The 16358-nt window shown below is 60.5% G+C and carries 12 protein-coding genes; 7 read left to right on the forward strand and 5 right to left on the reverse strand.

What is annotated here, in order from left to right:
- Window positions 1–82: 82 nt before the first annotated feature.
- From ACEN93_RS06305 to ACEN93_RS06315, 3 genes are all read right to left on the reverse strand, one after another.
- On the reverse strand, window positions 83–3757 hold the full coding sequence (locus ACEN93_RS06305; protein ID WP_495611194.1) for a translocation/assembly module TamB domain-containing protein: 3675 nt from the start codon (window positions 3755–3757) through the stop codon (window positions 83–85).
- The gene (locus ACEN93_RS06310) at window positions 3754–5481 is read right to left on the reverse strand and encodes an autotransporter assembly complex protein TamA (RefSeq protein WP_495611195.1); all 1728 of its coding nucleotides are present in this window, start codon (window positions 5479–5481) and stop codon (window positions 3754–3756) included. The genes ACEN93_RS06305 and ACEN93_RS06310 overlap by 4 nt, the downstream gene beginning before the upstream one ends.
- A gap of 66 nt (window positions 5482–5547) precedes the next feature.
- Window positions 5548–6198 carry a GNAT family N-acetyltransferase gene (locus ACEN93_RS06315; RefSeq protein ID WP_495611196.1) on the reverse strand — a complete coding sequence of 217 codons (651 nt, stop codon included), beginning with the start codon at window positions 6196–6198 and terminating at the stop codon, window positions 5548–5550.
- 174 nt (window positions 6199–6372) lie between these two features.
- Here ACEN93_RS06315 and xthA point away from each other — a divergent pair, with 174 nt between their 5' ends.
- Entirely contained in the window at window positions 6373–7185 is an 813-nt protein-coding gene (xthA, locus tag ACEN93_RS06320; RefSeq protein WP_085612688.1) for an exodeoxyribonuclease III, read from the forward strand.
- A 116-nt stretch (window positions 7186–7301) separates the two neighbouring features.
- Window positions 7302–8636: a substrate-binding domain-containing protein gene (locus ACEN93_RS06325; RefSeq protein WP_414882721.1), complete on the forward strand. Its 1335-nt coding sequence runs from the start codon at window positions 7302–7304 to the stop codon at window positions 8634–8636.
- 141 nt (window positions 8637–8777) lie between these two features.
- On the opposite strand, the gene ACEN93_RS06330 is transcribed toward ACEN93_RS06325, so the two are convergent.
- Window positions 8778–10007 (reverse strand): acyl-CoA dehydrogenase, encoded by a 1230-nt coding sequence (locus ACEN93_RS06330; RefSeq protein ID WP_074688994.1) that lies wholly within the window; start codon window positions 10005–10007, stop codon window positions 8778–8780.
- Between the two features lie 189 nt (window positions 10008–10196).
- Here ACEN93_RS06330 and ACEN93_RS06335 point away from each other — a divergent pair, with 189 nt between their 5' ends.
- The 5 genes from ACEN93_RS06335 (at window position 10197) to ACEN93_RS06355 (ending at window position 14523) form a co-directional block, all read left to right on the forward strand.
- Window positions 10197–11141, forward strand: a complete 945-nt coding sequence (locus ACEN93_RS06335; protein ID WP_011334997.1) for a LysR family transcriptional regulator — start codon at window positions 10197–10199, stop codon at window positions 11139–11141.
- A gap of 55 nt (window positions 11142–11196) precedes the next feature.
- Window positions 11197–11598: a MerR family transcriptional regulator gene (locus tag ACEN93_RS06340; protein ID WP_085690041.1), complete on the forward strand. Its 402-nt coding sequence runs from the start codon at window positions 11197–11199 to the stop codon at window positions 11596–11598.
- A 141-nt stretch (window positions 11599–11739) separates the two neighbouring features.
- Window positions 11740–12639 carry a hydroxymethylglutaryl-CoA lyase gene (locus ACEN93_RS06345; protein WP_007951509.1) on the forward strand — a complete coding sequence of 300 codons (900 nt, stop codon included), beginning with the start codon at window positions 11740–11742 and terminating at the stop codon, window positions 12637–12639.
- A 1071-nt stretch (window positions 12640–13710) separates the two neighbouring features.
- Entirely contained in the window at window positions 13711–14076 is a 366-nt protein-coding gene (locus tag ACEN93_RS06350; RefSeq protein WP_210709762.1) for a DUF6124 family protein, read from the forward strand.
- A gap of 87 nt (window positions 14077–14163) precedes the next feature.
- Window positions 14164–14523 (forward strand): DUF6124 family protein, encoded by a 360-nt coding sequence (locus ACEN93_RS06355; protein ID WP_039767504.1) that lies wholly within the window; start codon window positions 14164–14166, stop codon window positions 14521–14523.
- A gap of 51 nt (window positions 14524–14574) precedes the next feature.
- Here the strand turns inward: ACEN93_RS06355 and ACEN93_RS06360 are convergent, their stop codons facing one another.
- Window positions 14575–16272 (reverse strand): AMP-binding protein, encoded by a 1698-nt coding sequence (locus ACEN93_RS06360; RefSeq protein WP_495611197.1) that lies wholly within the window; start codon window positions 16270–16272, stop codon window positions 14575–14577.
- Window positions 16273–16358 lie beyond the last annotated feature (86 nt).

Genomic DNA, 16358 nt, shown 5'->3' on the forward strand with positions numbered 1-16358 from the left:
CGCCGTTGAATGGGACGCGGAGCGTCCCGGGCTGCATTCCCACGCGGAGCGTGGGAACGATCAGGAGGAGAGGGAAAGCGGGCTAGAAATCCCGCTTGTAGAAGATGTCCAGCGAACTGGCCACGCCGCTGGCGGCTTCGAGGTAAACCTTTTTGCTCAGTTTGTAACGCAAGGCGATGGTGTTGGCCGGCTCGAACACGCCGACGCCATAGCGCAGGCTGAGTTTTTCCGAGATGTTGCCGCTGGCCACCACGCTGGTGGTGTTGCCGCTGCCCTGGGTGTCGAGCTGGAAGTCCTGAATGCCCAGGTCGCTGGCCAGACTGCTGGTGACCCCGGAACTGCCCATCAGGCCCAGGCCGAGCGCGGCCTGCGCGAGCATGTTGTTGTCCTCGCCGGTGGTGCTCAGCGGACGTCCCAGCACCAGATAAGACAGCGCCTGTTCCTGGCTCATGGCCGGTTCCGAGAAGATCTGTGTCGTCGGCTGCTCGGCGCTGCCGCTCAGGCGGATGCCTGCGATCACGTCATCGGTCTGGCGAATCGCTTCGATGTCCAGATACGGCTGATCCAGCGGCCCGGCGAACAGCAGACGCGCGCGACGTACCGTGAGGCGCTGGCCGTAGGCGCGGTAGCGTCCGTCGTTGAGCCACAGTTCGCCGCGAGTATCCATGTTGTCGCCGATGTGCACCTGGCCTTGCAGGTTCGCGGTCAGGCCGAATCCGGCGAAGCTCAATTTGTCCTGGCCGACCACCACATCGATGTCCATTTTCATCGCCAGCGGCGGCTTGCCCTCTTCGGTCTGCGCGCCGACGATGATCGTGTCATCGGAGACTTTCACCGTCGATGGCGGCAGTTCCCGCACAGTGATTTCGCCTTTCGGTACCAGCACCTTGCCGGCAATCGCCAGCTCATCGCCGGCCATGGAAATCTTCAGGTCCGGCGCTACCTCCAGTTTCGCGTAGGGCTCGACCGTGACCGGCAATTGCGTGCCCTTGAGCGCCAGATCCACCACCAGCGCCTGACCCCAGGCGATGTTGCCGTTCAGACTGCCCTGCCCGCTCTTGCCGCTTTTCCAGCCGCCGTTCAATTGCACAGCCTCACCGGCGATCACCGCTTGCAGTTGCAACGCTTGCAGCTCGATCGGCAACTCCGGCCCGGACACTTCGCCGTCGCTGAGCTGCACGGTGCCGTTGACCAGCGGCGCGAGCAGGCCACCGGAAATCGTGCCGCTGCCGTTCAGGCGCCCGGTGAGTTTTTCGACCATCGGCACAAACGGCCGCGCCACCGACAGATCAAGCCCGCTGAGGCGGAATGTACCGCTGAGCGGTTTGTTCTTCGGCAGCGGATTGAGCTGCGCCTGCACCATCAGTTCACCGAGCTTGCCGCCGACGAAGTTGAGATCAGTGTCGATGCGCTTGGGCGTGAGTTTGCTGGTGAGCTTGAGGGTCTGGTACGGGAAGTCGACCCACTGATCCTTCTCGCGCATGCGCAAGGTGCCGCCGCTGGCATCGACGCTGATCTGGCCATTCGGGCCGCTGGCCGGCAGGTCCAGTTGCAGGTCGGCGTTGAGCTTGCCCTGCCAGGCGAAATCCTTCGGCAGCCATTGCGCCAGGCTATCGATCGGGAATTGCTTGAGGTGATAACGCAGCTTCGGCTCCGGCATCAGGCGCTGATCTTCACCGCACAGGCTGGCATTGCCGGACATCCAACAATGGGTGCCAAAGTTGATCTTGCCGTCGGCCAGACGCTCGAGTTTCGCCGGGTTTTGCAGTTTCCAGTCCTGACCGCCGGCCTGAATGTCACCGCTGGCCAGACGCCCGCGCCAGTTGCCCTTGTCCAGATTGCCGTCCAGGCCCAGCGCCAGTTTCAGCTTCGGCCCGAGCAGGTCGAGGTTGAGTTTCTGGCTTTTGATATCGCCCTGAGCGCTGGCGGTCAGGGTGCCCAGCGACGTGTCGCCGGCCTGAATCCCGCTGCCCTTGAGGTCGATTTTCGCCCGTTGCGCGCTGTCGAGGGTGGCATCGAGGTTAAGGCTTTGCAGGCGATTGTCCTGGAACGCCAGTTGCGAACCTTGCAGACCGAGCTTGCCCTGCGGTGCCTTGAGCGTACCGGCAACATCGACCCGACCGTTGATCTGCCCGCGCAGCTGCGGCCAGAGCTGGGCCAGACGCGCCAGTTTGATGTCGATCTGCCCGGTGAGCTTCTGTTGCAGGCTGCCCTTGCCGTTGATGCTGTTGTCGCCGAGGCGAATTTGCAGGGCATTCAGATTCCACTGCTCGCCCGCGCCGTCGGCCTTGGCTTGCAGGATCGCCGGTTGGCCGCGCAGTTTGCCTTTCAGATCGAGGTCGGCATTCAGGCTCAGGCGCTCGTTCTTCATTTCGCCTTTGCTCTTCAACGGGCCGGCCAGGGTGCCCGGCAGCTCCGCGACCCAATACGCCGGGTTGAGCGCCGACAGCTCCAGCGCGGTGTCCCAGGCGATACCATCGGCGAACTGCACGTTCACATGGCCTTCGGCCTTGCCCTGCCCGGCTTCGAGTTTCAGTTGCGGCAGGAAGATCTGCTTGAGATTGCCACTGAACGGACTGCTCAGGCTGAACGCCCCCGCCGGACCATCTGCAGCGGCGGCGAAGTTACCGAGGTACTGACCGTCGGTGTAGGAGACTTCGCCGGTGAAGGTACGCAACGTGACCTGCGGCTCGTCGATTTCCGGATAGAGCCGGTGCCAGGGGAAATCCAGCCAGTTGATATTGGCCTGGGCGCTGAGGCCTTTGCTCCAGTCGACATTGCCAGTGAGCTTGAGGCTTTGCTTGTCGTTGGCCGTCAGATCGAGGCCGGCAATCTGTGCACCGTTGGCGTCGACCTTGCCTTTGAGCAACAGCGCTACCGGGCCTTTATCGGCAGGCAGCGTCGCATTGCCGAGCAATTGGTAACCGTTTTTCAGGTCGCCTTCGCCGGTCAATAGCAGTTGATTGAATTGCAGCGTGTCCGGCAGATCCGCACTCGGCTTGAACGCCTCCGAGGTGATCCGCACTTTGGCCGGCAGGTTTTCCGCCAACGGTTGCAGTTCGCCGCTCAACTGGCCGTCGAGGTAGCCACGGCTGTCGGCGTTAAGGTTGAGGGTTTTTAGCAGGTCGCCGTCGATTTTCAGCGCCAGCGTCCACGGCTCGGGCGCCGGCGACGGCAAGGTCAGATCACCGGTGATGTTCAGCGGCCAGTTGCCGGTCGGTTGTAGCAGGCCGGAGAGGTTCAGGCTCAACTCGTCGCGTTGCAGTTTCACGCTGTCGATCTGCATGCCTTTGGCCGTCCAGTGCGCCGCCAGTTGCAGGCCTTTCAATTCTTCGCTGCCGTTGAACAACAGGCTGCCGACCTGCACGTCGCCCAGCTCAATGGCCACGGGCAATTGCAGATCAGGAAGCTTGATCGGGCCGCTTTCGGTGACTTCTTCGCTCGGCGGGAATTGCAGGCTGACGGTATCGGCCTTGAGCTGTTCGATGCACAACGTCATGCGCGTCAGACACAGCGGCGACCATTCGAAGATCGGCTTGTCCAGTTCGACGCGGCTGCTGTCCTGCTGCCACAGCAGATGATCGGCGCTCCACTGCCCGCCGAGGCGACCCTGAAAATTGTCGACGCTCAAACCCGGCACCAGACCCAGCACCCAACGGCTGCCGGCCTGCGTTCCGAGGACAACGGTAATGCTCAATACAATCAGCAGCACCAGCGACAACAGCGCCAGCGCCGATATTTTCAAACCACGCTTCACAGCTCAGGCCCCATGGAAAAGTGCAGCCGGATGCCGCCATCGTCGTCCAGCGCGTGGGCCAGGTCGAGGCGGATCGGCCCCACTGGCGAAACCCAGCGCACACCGATACCGACCCCGGTCTTGAGGTTCGGCAGTTCGAGCTTATTGAAAGAGTTGCCCTGATCGACGAAGGTCGCCACGCGCCACTTCTCGGCAATCGAATATTGATATTCGACGCTGCCGGCCACCATGTAGCGCCCGCCGATACGGTCGCCCTCGGAGTTCTCCGGGGACAGGCTCTGATAGTCGTAACCGCGCACGCTCTGATCGCCACCAGCGAAGAAGCGCAGTGAAGGCGGCACTGACTTGTAGCCGTTGGTGGCGCTGCCGCCGACCTGTACCCGACCGAGCAGACGGTGCTTGTCGAACACGGTGGTCAGGCCTTTGACCAGCGCCGTGCCGTAAACCAGGTTGTTGTCGGAGCCGAGGCCTTCTTTCGCAACCTTGCTTTCGAAGGTCAGGCGATAGCCGTTGTGCGGGTCGATGCGGTTGTCACTCTTGAGGTAGGAATAGCTGACGCCGGGCATTAGCAAGGTGCTCAGACCGGAGTCGTCTCCGAGCTGGTATTCCTCGCGCTGCCATTTCAGCGAGATCACTCGCTGCCAGCCGCTGGGCAATTTGCTGTGCCATTCCGGGCCGAAAGTCAGCAGCTTGCTCAAGGTGTCGGAACCGTCGATGTCCTCGTATTGATAACCGCCGGCCCAGCGCAGTTTGTCGGTCAGCGGCGGGTCCAGCGGGACGTCGTAGAACAGACCGACGTTCTGCCGTGGCGCCGATAGTTCGGCCTCCCAGCCATAACTGTCGCCCTGCGGGTTGACCCAGTGGCGGGTCCAGTTGGCCTTGATGCGCGGGCCGACGTCGGTGGAATAACCCAGCCCCAGGCCCATGGTGCGCGGCTTGCGGGTGTCGAGTTTGACGTCCACCGGGATCACGCCGTTTTTCGCGGCGGTCGGCGCGGCGTCGACCCGCACGCCTTCAAAATATCCGCTCGATTGCAGGTCGCGGTTGAGTTCGGCGATCAGCTCGGAGTCATACGGCTCGCCGGCCTTGAACGGCACCATGCGTTGTAGCAGGTCTTCGTCGAACGGGGTGTCGCCTTCGAAGCTGACCTTGCCCAGCGCATAACGCGGGCCGCTTTCGTAGATCAGTTCGACATCGGCGACCCCGGCGCGTGGATCGACCATCAATTTCTGGCTGGTGAAACGGCCACTGAAGAAGCCATAACGCGAGGCCTGGTTCTGAATCAGGCGCTTGGCGTCTTCGTAACGCCCATGGTTGAGCACCGCGCCGGGCTTGAGCACGTCACTCTTGGGGACTCGAAAGGATTTGAGAGAGGCCGCCGGACCGTCAACACGCACGGTCACGTTGCGCAGGCGAATCGGCTCGCCGGGATCGATGTTCAGCACCAGACGCGGTTTTTCACCGCCCTTGACGTCACTTTCGATCTGCGGCTGGTAATAACCCAAGGCCTGGGCCGCCTTGCGCGCCTGTTCTTCGGCGCCGCGACTGAAGCGCTGCAAGGCTTCTTCGTCACGATCGCCGAGACTGCCGATATAGCCTTCTATATTGGCTTTCAGTTCATCGTTGGACGGTTTGATCCGCACATCCAATTCACTTTGCGCCAGCGCCGCGCAGCTGGTTAACAGCATGAGCACGCCACTGGTAAATCTTCCTGGAAACTTCATAGGCGCGGATGCTATCACGGGCTTGGGAGCGTGATAGAACAGGAAATTTCCGAAAAAGTTCGATGGTCATCCCGTTGCTGTTTGTAACACCTGCGGGGTGGCGTGGAAAAACACGTGCTCGCGAACCGGGCCGACGGCCACTTCGCCGATTTCCTCGTAACCCTGACGCTTGTAGAACTCCAGATAGCGCGGGTTGCCGGTGTCGAGAATCACGCCTTGGGAGCTTTCGTCCACCGCGCACCAGTTGTGCACCGCTTGCAGCAGTTGCTCGCCGAAATGCTTGCCCTGAAATTGTGGATGCACGCCGAGCAGCGGCAGCATGTGCACCGAGTCGGTCGGCACGCAGGCCTCAACGGCGGCGTGATATTCCAGATAACGCCGGGTGCAGCGGAAACCGGTGCTCAGCACCATGCGCAAACGCCAGGCCCAGCTCTCGGTGACGCCCAGACGACGTTGCGGCGGCGCAATCAGGGCGATGCCGATCAAGCGGTCGTTGACCAACAGGCCGATGGCCGGCAGATCCTGCAGGAAATGCTGTTTGACCAGCTCCCGCACCGTGGCGCGCACCCGTTGCTCGTAACCCGGACGCTCGGCTTCGAACAGGTAAGCGAAGGTCGGCTCGTGACGATAGGCCTGATAAAGAAGGGATCGCGCTTCACGGGAATAGCCGCGGTCGAGCATATGAATGTCGGCAACAGCGGTTTGGGTTTCAGGCATGACGGTGATTCTCCCTGGACGGGACTCAAGAGGCCCCGTTCTTTTTATACGAGCCTTGGGCAGAAGGGATCGTTCCCACATCCGAAAGACATTAGCAGCGCATATGGACTACCGCCACGCTGGCCCAGATCCTACATGTCAGCTAGCATCGCCCTTTTGCCAGGACTGCCGACCATGAAGATCGTTTCCTTCAACATCAACGGACTGCGGGCCCGTCCGCATCAGCTGGCGGCGCTGATCGAAAAGCATCAGCCGGACGTCATCGGCCTGCAGGAAACCAAGGTCCACGACGACCAGTTCCCGCTGGATGAAGTGCGGGCCCTGGGTTATCACGTGTATTTCCACGGCCAGAAAGGCCATTACGGCGTCGCCCTGCTCTCGCGCCAGGAACCGATTGCCGTACACAAAGGTTTTGCCACCGATGAAGAAGACGCACAGCGGCGCTTTATCTGGGGCACATTCGCCGACGCCAACGGCGTGCCGGTGACGATCATGAACGGCTATTTCCCACAGGGCGAAAGCCGCGACCATCCGACCAAATTCCCGGCCAAACAGCGTTTCTACAGCGACCTGCAAGCCCTGCTGGAGAGCCAGTTCCACAACGAGCAGCCGCTGGTGGTGATGGGCGACGTCAACATCTCTCCGGAAGACAGCGACATCGGCATCGGCCCGGACAACATGAAACGCTGGCTGAAAACCGGCAAATGCAGCTTCCTGCCGGAAGAGCGCGAGTGGATGGCCCGCCTGAAAAACTGGGGCCTGACCGACAGTTTCCGTCACCTGAACCCGGACGTGACCGACACGTTCAGCTGGTTCGACTACCGCAGCCGCGGGTTTGAAGACGAGCCGAAACGGGGCCTGCGCATCGATGTGATTCTGGCGTCCCACGGTTTGCTGCCACGGGTGAAAGCCGCCGGCGTCGACTATGAACTGCGCGGGATGGAAAAGCCTTCGGACCATGCGCCGATCTGGCTGGAATTGAGCTGATTCGCTTGAAAGCAGAAGATCACAGCCAGCGGTGGTGATCTTCTGTCCTGTCATCTTTCAGCAACCTCCCTGACTTAATCTCCCCGGCAATCCCCTTGGCTGCAATCGGTGCCGGCATGACCCTGCGTGTTCTGTTCGTCTTTCTCCTGAGCGCCTGGCTGCAGGTTGGGTTTGCGGCGTTGCCCATTCCCGAGAACGGCCCGGTATTGCGCATCCAGGGTTCCAACACCATTGGCGCGGCGCTCGGCCCGGCGCTGGTGGAAGGCCTGTTGCAAGATCAGGGGCTGTTGAAAGTCCACAGCGAAACCCCGGACACCGCCAACGAACAACGGGTCGTCGGCCTGACGGCCCAGGGCCAGAGGGTCGTGGTGGAAATCGCTGCCCACGGCTCGAGCACCGGTTTCACTGCACTCAAGAACGCCAGCGCCGATCTGGCCGCCTCTTCGCGCCCGATCAAGGACAGCGAACTGCTGAACCTGCAAGCCCGGGGCGATCTGAAAAGTCCCGACGCCGAGCAAGTCATTGCCATCGATGGCCTGGCGATCATCCTTCATCCCGACAATCCGCTGAATCAATTGAACACCGAACAACTGGCGCGGATCTTCAGTGGCGAGGCGAAGACGTGGGAAGACGTCGGCAGCAAGGGTGGGACGATTCATTTATATGCGCGGGATGATCAGTCCGGCACCTACGACACCTTCAAGGAACTTGTTCTCAGCCGTCGCGGGAAATCCCTGAGCAATGCCGCGAAACGGTTTGAATCCAGCGAACAATTGTCCGACGCGGTCAGTGCCGATCCTCAGGCCATCGGTTTCATCGGCCTGCCCTATGTGCGTCAGGCCAAGGCCGTGGCGATTGTCGACGGGCAATCCCAGGCGATGCTGCCACTCGCCAGCCTGATCGCCACCGAAGACTATCCGCTGTCGCGACGGTTGTTCTTCTATCTGCCACCCGACAGCAACAATCCCTGGGCGAAGGCCTTGGTGGAGTTTGCGCAAAGCCGTCGGGGCCAGGCGATTGTCGCGGCCAACGGTTTTATTGCCCAGACCGTGCAGGCCATCGCCGTCACGCCGAATGCGCTGATGCCCGAGGGTTATCAATCCCTCAGCCGCCACGCCCAGCGTCTGACCGTGAACTTCCGTTTCGAAGAAGGCAGCGCCAGCCTCGACAACAAGGCCCGTCAGGATCTGGCCCGGGTGTTCGACTATATAAAGCACCACGACAAGACCGACCGCGCGGTAACACTGGTGGGATTCGGCGACGCCAAGGACGACCCGGCGCGGGCGGATTTGCTGTCGAAGCTGCGGGCGATGGCGGTACGCCGGGAGTTGGTGAAAAACGGCGTGGTGTTGCGCGAGGTGCGCGGGTTTGGCGCGCTGATGCCGGTGGCGACCAACAATGGGGATGAAGGCCGGATCAAGAATCGGCGGGTTGAGGTTTGGGTTTACTGAGCGTCGAACCACTGATCGTTCCCACGCTCTGCGTGGGAATGCATACCGTGACGCTCCGCGTCACAGTGGACGCAGAGCGTCCATGGCTGCGTTACCACGCAGAGCGTGGGAACGATCAGGACTGACGCGGAATGTCTGTAATCAGCGCTCGCTACGCAGCATTTCCTTCGGCACATACTTGCCGATCTCGAACTTGCCGATCGCCGCGCGGTGCACCTCGTCCGGGCCGTCGGCCAGGCGCAGGGTACGTTGCATGGCGTACATGTAGGCCAACGGGAAGTCGTTCGACACCCCGGCCCCGCCATGAATCTGAATCGCCCGGTCGATCACCCGCAATGCGACGTTCGGCGCGACGACCTTGATCTGCGCGATCTCGCTCTTGGCGACCTTGTTACCCACGGTGTCCATCATGTACGCCGCTTTCAGGGTCAGCAGGCGTGCCATGTCGATTTCCATCCGCGAGTCGGCGATCTTGTCGACGTTACCACCCAGACGTGCCAGCGGTTTGCCGAACGCAGTGCGGCTCACCGAGCGCTTGCACATCAGTTCCAGTGCGCGCTCGGCCATGCCGATCGAACGCATGCAGTGGTGAATCCGGCCTGGGCCAAGGCGACCTTGTGCGATTTCGAAGCCGCGTCCTTCACCGAGCAGGACGTTTTCGTACGGCACCCGCACGTTGTCGAACAGCACTTCGGCGTGGCCGTGGGGCGCGTCGTCGTAACCGAACACCGGCAGCGGACGGAGGATCTTCACGCCGGGAGTGTCGACGGGTACCAGGATCATCGAGTGCTGAGCGTGACGCGGGGCGTCGGGGTTACTCAGGCCCATGAAAATCAGGATCTTGCAGCGCGGATCGCAGGCGCCGGAGGTCCACCATTTCTTGCCATTGATCACCCACTCGTCGCCATCACGCACGGCACGGGCGGCCATGTTGGTGGCGTCGGAGGACGCAACGTCCGGTTCGGTCATGGCGAACGCCGAGCGGATCTCGCCGCGCAGCAGCGGTTCGAGCCAGCGCTGCTTCTGTTCTTCGTTGGCGTAACGCACCAGCACTTCCATGTTGCCGGTGTCGGGGGCGGAGCAGTTGAACGGCTCGGGACCGAGCAGCGAACGGCCCATGATTTCCGCCAATGGCGCGTATTCAAGGTTGGTCAGGCCAGCGCCCAGTTCCGACTCAGGCAGAAACAAATTCCATAGCCCCTCGGCCTTTGCCTTGGCCTTGAGTTCTTCCATGATCGCCGTCGGCTGCCAGCGATCGCCTTCGGCAACCTGACGCTCGAACACGGCTTCGGCCGGGTAAACGTAAGTGTCCATGAACGCGGTCACGCGCTCACGCAGTTCTTGCACCTTGGGCGAATAAGCGAAATCCATGAGCAATTACCTTTTTTCGGCAGGTTGTTTAAGTCATGCAATCGATGCTAGAACAGCGCTGATAATTTACCTAGCCTATTCTCGGCGTGTATAAACATTCATCACCGATATATGATTGGTTGATTTTCCTGGCCGCCCTGACCCGCGCCATTCACCTATAACAAGCACCTATAACAAGAGAGCCGCGTAATGAATCTGAGCAAGGTCGACCTCAACCTTTTCATCGTCTTCGACGCGATCTACACCGAAGCCAACCTGACCCGCGCCGGGCAGATTGTCGGCATTACCCAGCCGGCGGTGTCCAACGCCTTGGCGCGGTTGCGCGAGACCTTCAACGACCCGCTCTTCGTACGTACGGCCCAGGGCATGGTGCCGACGCCCATGGCGCAGAACATCATTGGCCCGGTGCGCAACGCGCTGTCGCTGTTACGGGTTTCGGTTCAGGAAAGCCGCATCTTCAACCCCTCGCAAGCGGTCAAGACCTATCGCATCAGCATGACCGACCTGACCGAAGCGGTGATTCTGCCGCCACTGTTCCAGCGCCTGCGTCGTCTGGCGCCGACGGTGATCATCGAAAGTTTCCTGTCCAAGCGCCGGGAAACCACCAAGGAACTGGCGGCCGGGCGTCTCGACTTTGCCGTGGATGCGCCGCTCAACACCGACCCGCAAGTACGCCACGTCAAGCTGATGGAAGACCGTTACGTCTGCGCCATGCGCAAGGGCCATCCGCTGGCGACCAAGGAAAAATTCACCCTCGACGATTACCTGTCCCTGACCCACATTCATATTTCCAGCCGCCGCAGTGGCCTGGGCCATGTCGATCTGGCGCTGGGCAAAATGGGCATTCAGCGCAAGATTGCCCTGCGCTCGCAGCATTACCTGATGGCGTCCCAGGTGTTGCAGCAGACCGACATGGTCATGACCGTGCCGGAGCGTTTCGCCCGCCGCCATGACCTGCATGCGTTCAATCTGCCGGTCAACGATGTACCGCCGGTGGAAACCCATTTGTACTGGCACGAAAGCACCGATCAGGACCCGGCCAACCGCTGGATGCGCGAGCAGATGATCGAGTTGTGCCAGCAAGTGACAGCGCACGAGAAGAAGCTCGACAAGCTGCAGGCGCCCGCTACTTGACGTAAACGTCAACCTGCCATTAGCTTAGCGCCAAGACCCTCCTTCGAGCGCTTTCATGAGCAGCCAGACCTACAGCATTTCCGACCTCGCCCGCGAGCTGGACATCACCACCCGGGCGATCCGCTTCTATGAAGAACAAGGCCTGCTCAGCCCCGAGCGCCGAGGCCAGGAACGCATCTATTCGCCGCGCGACAAGGTCAGCCTGAAACTGATCCTGCGGGGCAAGCGCATCGGTTTCTCCCTGGCCGAGTGCCGCGAGCTGATCGAGCTCTACGACCCCTCCAGCGGTAACACCAAACAACTCAACAGCATGCTGGCGAAAATCAGCGAGCGCCGGGAACAGCTCGAGCAGCAGTTGCTGGACATCGAACAGATGAAGCTGGAGCTCGACACCGCCGAAGAACGCTGCGTGCAGGCGCTGGAGCAGACGCTCAAGAGTCAGCAATCCGTTCAGTAACCTAAATAAATCCCAATGTGGGAGCGGGCTTGCTCGCGAAAGCGGTGTTTCAGAAACAGATTTGTCGGCTGACACTCCGCTTTCGCGAGCAAGCCCGCTCCCACAAAGGTTCCGCAGGAATTCAAAGAGCAGGTCAACGCCATGTCCCTCCCCTCCCAAGTACGCCTGATCGAAGTCGGCCCCCGTGACGGCCTGCAGAACGAAGCCCAGCCCATCAGCGTCGCCGACAAGGTGCAACTGGTCGACGCGCTGAGCGCCGCCGGCCTCGGCTATATAGAAGTCGGCAGTTTCGTCTCGCCCAAGTGGGTGCCGCAGATGGCCGGTTCCGCTGATGTATTCGCGCAGATCCAGCGCAAGCCCGGCGTGACCTACGGCGCACTGGCGCCGAACCTGCGCGGTTTTGAGGATGCGCTGGCCGCCGGGGTCAAGGAAGTCGCCGTGTTTGCCGCCGCGTCCGAAGCGTTTTCGCAGCGCAACATCAATTGCTCGATCAGCGAAAGCTTGGCGCGGTTCGCGCCGATCATGGAATCGGCGAAACAGCACGGCGTTACCGTGCGCGGTTACGTGTCCTGCGTGCTGGGCTGCCCTTATGAAGGCGAGGTCGCGCCGGAACAAGTGGCGATGGTGGCCCGCGAGCTGTACGCGATGGGCTGCTATGAAGTGTCGCTGGGCGACACCATCGGCACCGGCACCGCTGGCGCGACCCGCCGGCTGTTCGAAGTGGTCTCGAAACAGGTACCGCGAGAAAAACTCGCCGGCCACTTCCACGATACCTACGGCCAGGCCATGGCCAATATCTACGCCAGTCTGCTGGAAGGCATCGCGGTGTTCGACAGCTCGATCGCCGGCCTCGGCGGCTGCCCGTACGCCAAAGGCGCCAGCGGCAACGTCGCCACCGAAGACGTGGTGTACCTGCTCAACGGCCTGGGCATCGAGACCGGCATCGACCTCGACGCCTTGATAGCCGCCGGCCAGCAGATCAGTGCCGTGCTGGGCCGCCCGACCGGTTCGCGCGTGGCCAAGGCTCGCAGCGCACAGTGAGGGGATGGTGTTACCGCCGAGCGCGAAACGTGGGCACAAGCGAGTAACACGGAAACAAATTGTCTGGTTTTGCCTGAAGGAAAAATCCTTCAAAAATCTCAAACCATTGATTTACAAGGGTTTTTAAAAGTTGGCACGGCTTCTGCTATCTCTATGGCATAACAAGAATAAAAAGCAGCAAACCAATAAAAATAAGACGTACCGACTCTGACATAACAAAAACAACACGGCAGAGACGCAGCTAACAGATTTTTTTGGAGAAGGTGTGCTTTTCAGGGTATTCCTCGGAATGACCCGCAACCGGGCAGAGAACAATAAAACTACCTTCAGGTAGCTCCCGAATCGGTTGGATCGCTAGACGAGAAAGCAGATCAGCGCTCAAAAAAATACGTTTGCTCTTGACCCCGGATGGGGGTCGCCAAAAACAGCGGTAAAGGGCCACGGTTGCCAAAAACAACAACAGACCGCCCCTCAATAATAAAAAAGAGCACGCGACGACAAAATTAAAGGGGAGCTTCGGCTCCCCTTTGTGCTGTCTGGCGTTCTGAAATTGTCCGCGACGGATCTCCCTCCCCCATCTCCACCTTCCTACAAGCGCTCACTCGGCAAGATCTCAGTGAGGCAATTGATCTTGTGCCTCAATATCCAGCCCCCGCATACAAGTAATCCCTACAAAAACACAGAGGATTCACGGCTTTCGCTGTGTGTAAACACGACGCCGCATGCCCGTTTAAATTACACGAACCGTTACGCCATAAGGGCTACAACACCTTGCGTCGTTGCCTACGCGTACGCCAGAATCCGCCGGCTTACGCGGCTATGGGGTGGGCTATATCGTTTCCCTGTCACTGAAAAACAGTGATCGGGTTTGGTAGCCCGTCTGTAATAGCTGTATGGCAACACCGTATGCAGTCCCTTTTTGGGGCTCTGTTTTATGGTGGTCATGCGTGGGGCTCATTCGTGAGCGCCGGGTTCCTATTGCAGCCGGTCTACCAACCCGCGTATGGCCGCCACCCATCGTTTGGTAGCGTGGGTGATGGCTCCTTGAGATCTGCGATAGGAGTTGCACGTATGTTCAAAGCCACACCAAACCCGCCAGAAACCGATTCAATCCCCTACGACGCCGCACTCGAAGCCGAAAACATAAAAACGGCCACCGAGCGGGCGATCAATCATTACCTCGATCCTGGGGCGCAGAAGACGTCCAAGCCATCGCGCAAGCCCGGCAAGATCTATCTGGTCAATCCGACGGTGGATGACGAAACGCTGCTGGTCGAAGCGTGCGAAACGCTGTCATCGGCCAGTGACATGGCCCGGGATCTCGGCAATACCGTCGATCCGTCGCAGCGCAAGGCGATGCAGATACTGCAGCAGGTCATCATGCTGAGTGAGCTGCTGGTCAATCGCGTGCTGGATAACCATCACGTCGCGCGGTAGTTGCCGCCCCGGTGAGGGGCCTGTCCCCTCACTGCCTGGCAGTCGTCTATAAAAATCCTCAAGCGACTCTTTCCGGAGTTCCAGCTGATGTCCAAGACCGTCATTCCACCGTTAGAAGATCCGGTGTCCCCGTACGAATTTCCCGATTCAAGAAAACTCCACGACGCGGCCGAACGCGCCCTCGACTATTACCTGACACCGGCAGCCCGGATCATGGCCACGCCTTACACTCCAAACGACATGTTCATGGTCAACCCGCAAACGGACACGGAATCCTTGCTGGCCAATGCATGCGAATCCCTCGCGTCAGCCACGGTCATGCTCGGTGACTTTGCCGGCCTGCTGGAAGGGCCGAACCGCAAGACCCTTTTGGGCATTGCGCAAGTGGTGATGTTGGGCGAGTTAGCGGTTAATCAGGCGTTGGAAAATGTAGAGGTAAAGCAATAAACGCCGCTTTCGAAGCCAGGGTCCGCGCCCTGGCTTCGAAAGCTCTAATCGTCAGCCCTCGTTGCTACGTAACTCCTCGATACTGATCTCGCGCATCCGGAATTTCTGGATCTTGCCCGTCACCGTCATCGGAAACTCCTCCACAAACTTGAAGTAACGCGGTGTCTTGAAGTGAGCGATGCGCTCCTTGCACCACGCTTGCAGTTCTTGTTCGGTGGCGCTGTGGCCGGGATGGAATTTGATCCAGGCGACGATTTCTTCGCCGTAACGCGAGCAGGGAATGCCGATCACCTGCACATCCGCCACCGCTGGATGGGTGAAGAAGAATTCTTCCAGTTCGCGCGGATAAATGTTCTCACCGCCACGGATGATCATGTCCTTGTTACGCCCGGCGATGCACACGTAACCCTCGTCGTTCATGCTCGCCAGGTCGCCGGTGTGCATCCAGCCTGCCGCGTCGATGGCTTCGGCGGTGGCCTGCGGGTTGTTCCAGTAGCCGAGCATCACGCTGTAGCCACGGGTGCACAGTTCGCCGATGGTGCCGCGCGGCACCGGATTGCCGGCCTCGTCGATGATTTTGCTTTCGAGTTGCGGCTGGGTGCGGCCGACGGTGGTGACGCGCAGTTCCAGTTCGTCCGACGGGCCGGTCTGCAGGGACACGGGGCTGGTTTCGGTCATGCCGTAGGCGATCTGCACTTCGCTCATGTGCATTTCGTTGATGACCCGGCGCATCACTTCGATTGGGCAGGTGGCGCCAGCCATGATCCCGGTGCGCAGGGTCGACAGGTCGAACTCGGCGCGTTGCGGTTGATCGAGCATGGCGATGAACATGGTCGGCACGCCGTACAGTGCGGTGGCCTTTTCTTCGGCGACCGTGCTCAGGGTCAGCAGCGGATCGAAGGCATCGTTGGGATAGATCATCGTGCTGCCGTGGGTGATGCAGCCCAGGTTGCCCATGACCATGCCGAAGCAGTGATACAGCGGCACCGGAATCACCAGCCGATCAGCGGCAGTCAGGCCGAGGCTTTCGCCGACCATGTAACCGTTGTTGAGGATGTTGTAGTGACTGAGGGTCGCGCCCTTGGGGAAACCGGTGGTGCCGGAGGTGTACTGGATGTTGACCGGTTGATCGAAGTGCAGACTGTCGCTGCGTTCATGCAATTGTGCTGGCGAGACACTGGCGGCCAGATCTGCCAGTTGCGACCACGGAAGAAAACCCGAAGGCGGCTGCGGATCGAGGCTGATCAAGCCGCGCAGCTCCGGCAGGCGCTCGCTGCGCAGTTCGCCGATGGATTGCTCGGCCAGTTCCGGCAGCAAGCCTTGCAACATGCCGTGATAGTTGGAGCTCTTGAATGCCCCCGCGCAGACCAGCCATTGGCAACCGGATTGCTTGAGCACGTATTCGAGTTCGGAGCTGCGGTAGGCCGGGTTGATGTTGACCAGGATCACGCCGATCTTCGCGGTGGCGAACTGCGTGATACACCACTGCGCGCAATTCGGTGCCCAGATGCCGAGCCGGTCACCGGTCTGCAAACCCAACGCCAGCAGCGCTCTGGCATGCACGTCTACCGCATCGGCCAGTTGCCGCCAGGTGTAACGCAGCTGCTGATGACGCACCACCAACGCCTCGCCGTCCGGGTACTGCGCGACGGTCTCGTCGAACTTCTGCCCGATGGTCATCGCCAGCAAGGCTTTGTCCTGGGAACCACGGGTATAGCTGCGCTGCGGGTTTGCACTGGGTTGATCCATGACGACCCCTATTGTCTTTATTAGTGGGTGTTGGAACGGAGCCACGGCAGCTCCGACCATTCAGAACTGGCTCTACTCTCGCCTAA

It is taken from the genome of Pseudomonas sp. Pseusp21, assembly GCF_059492145.1.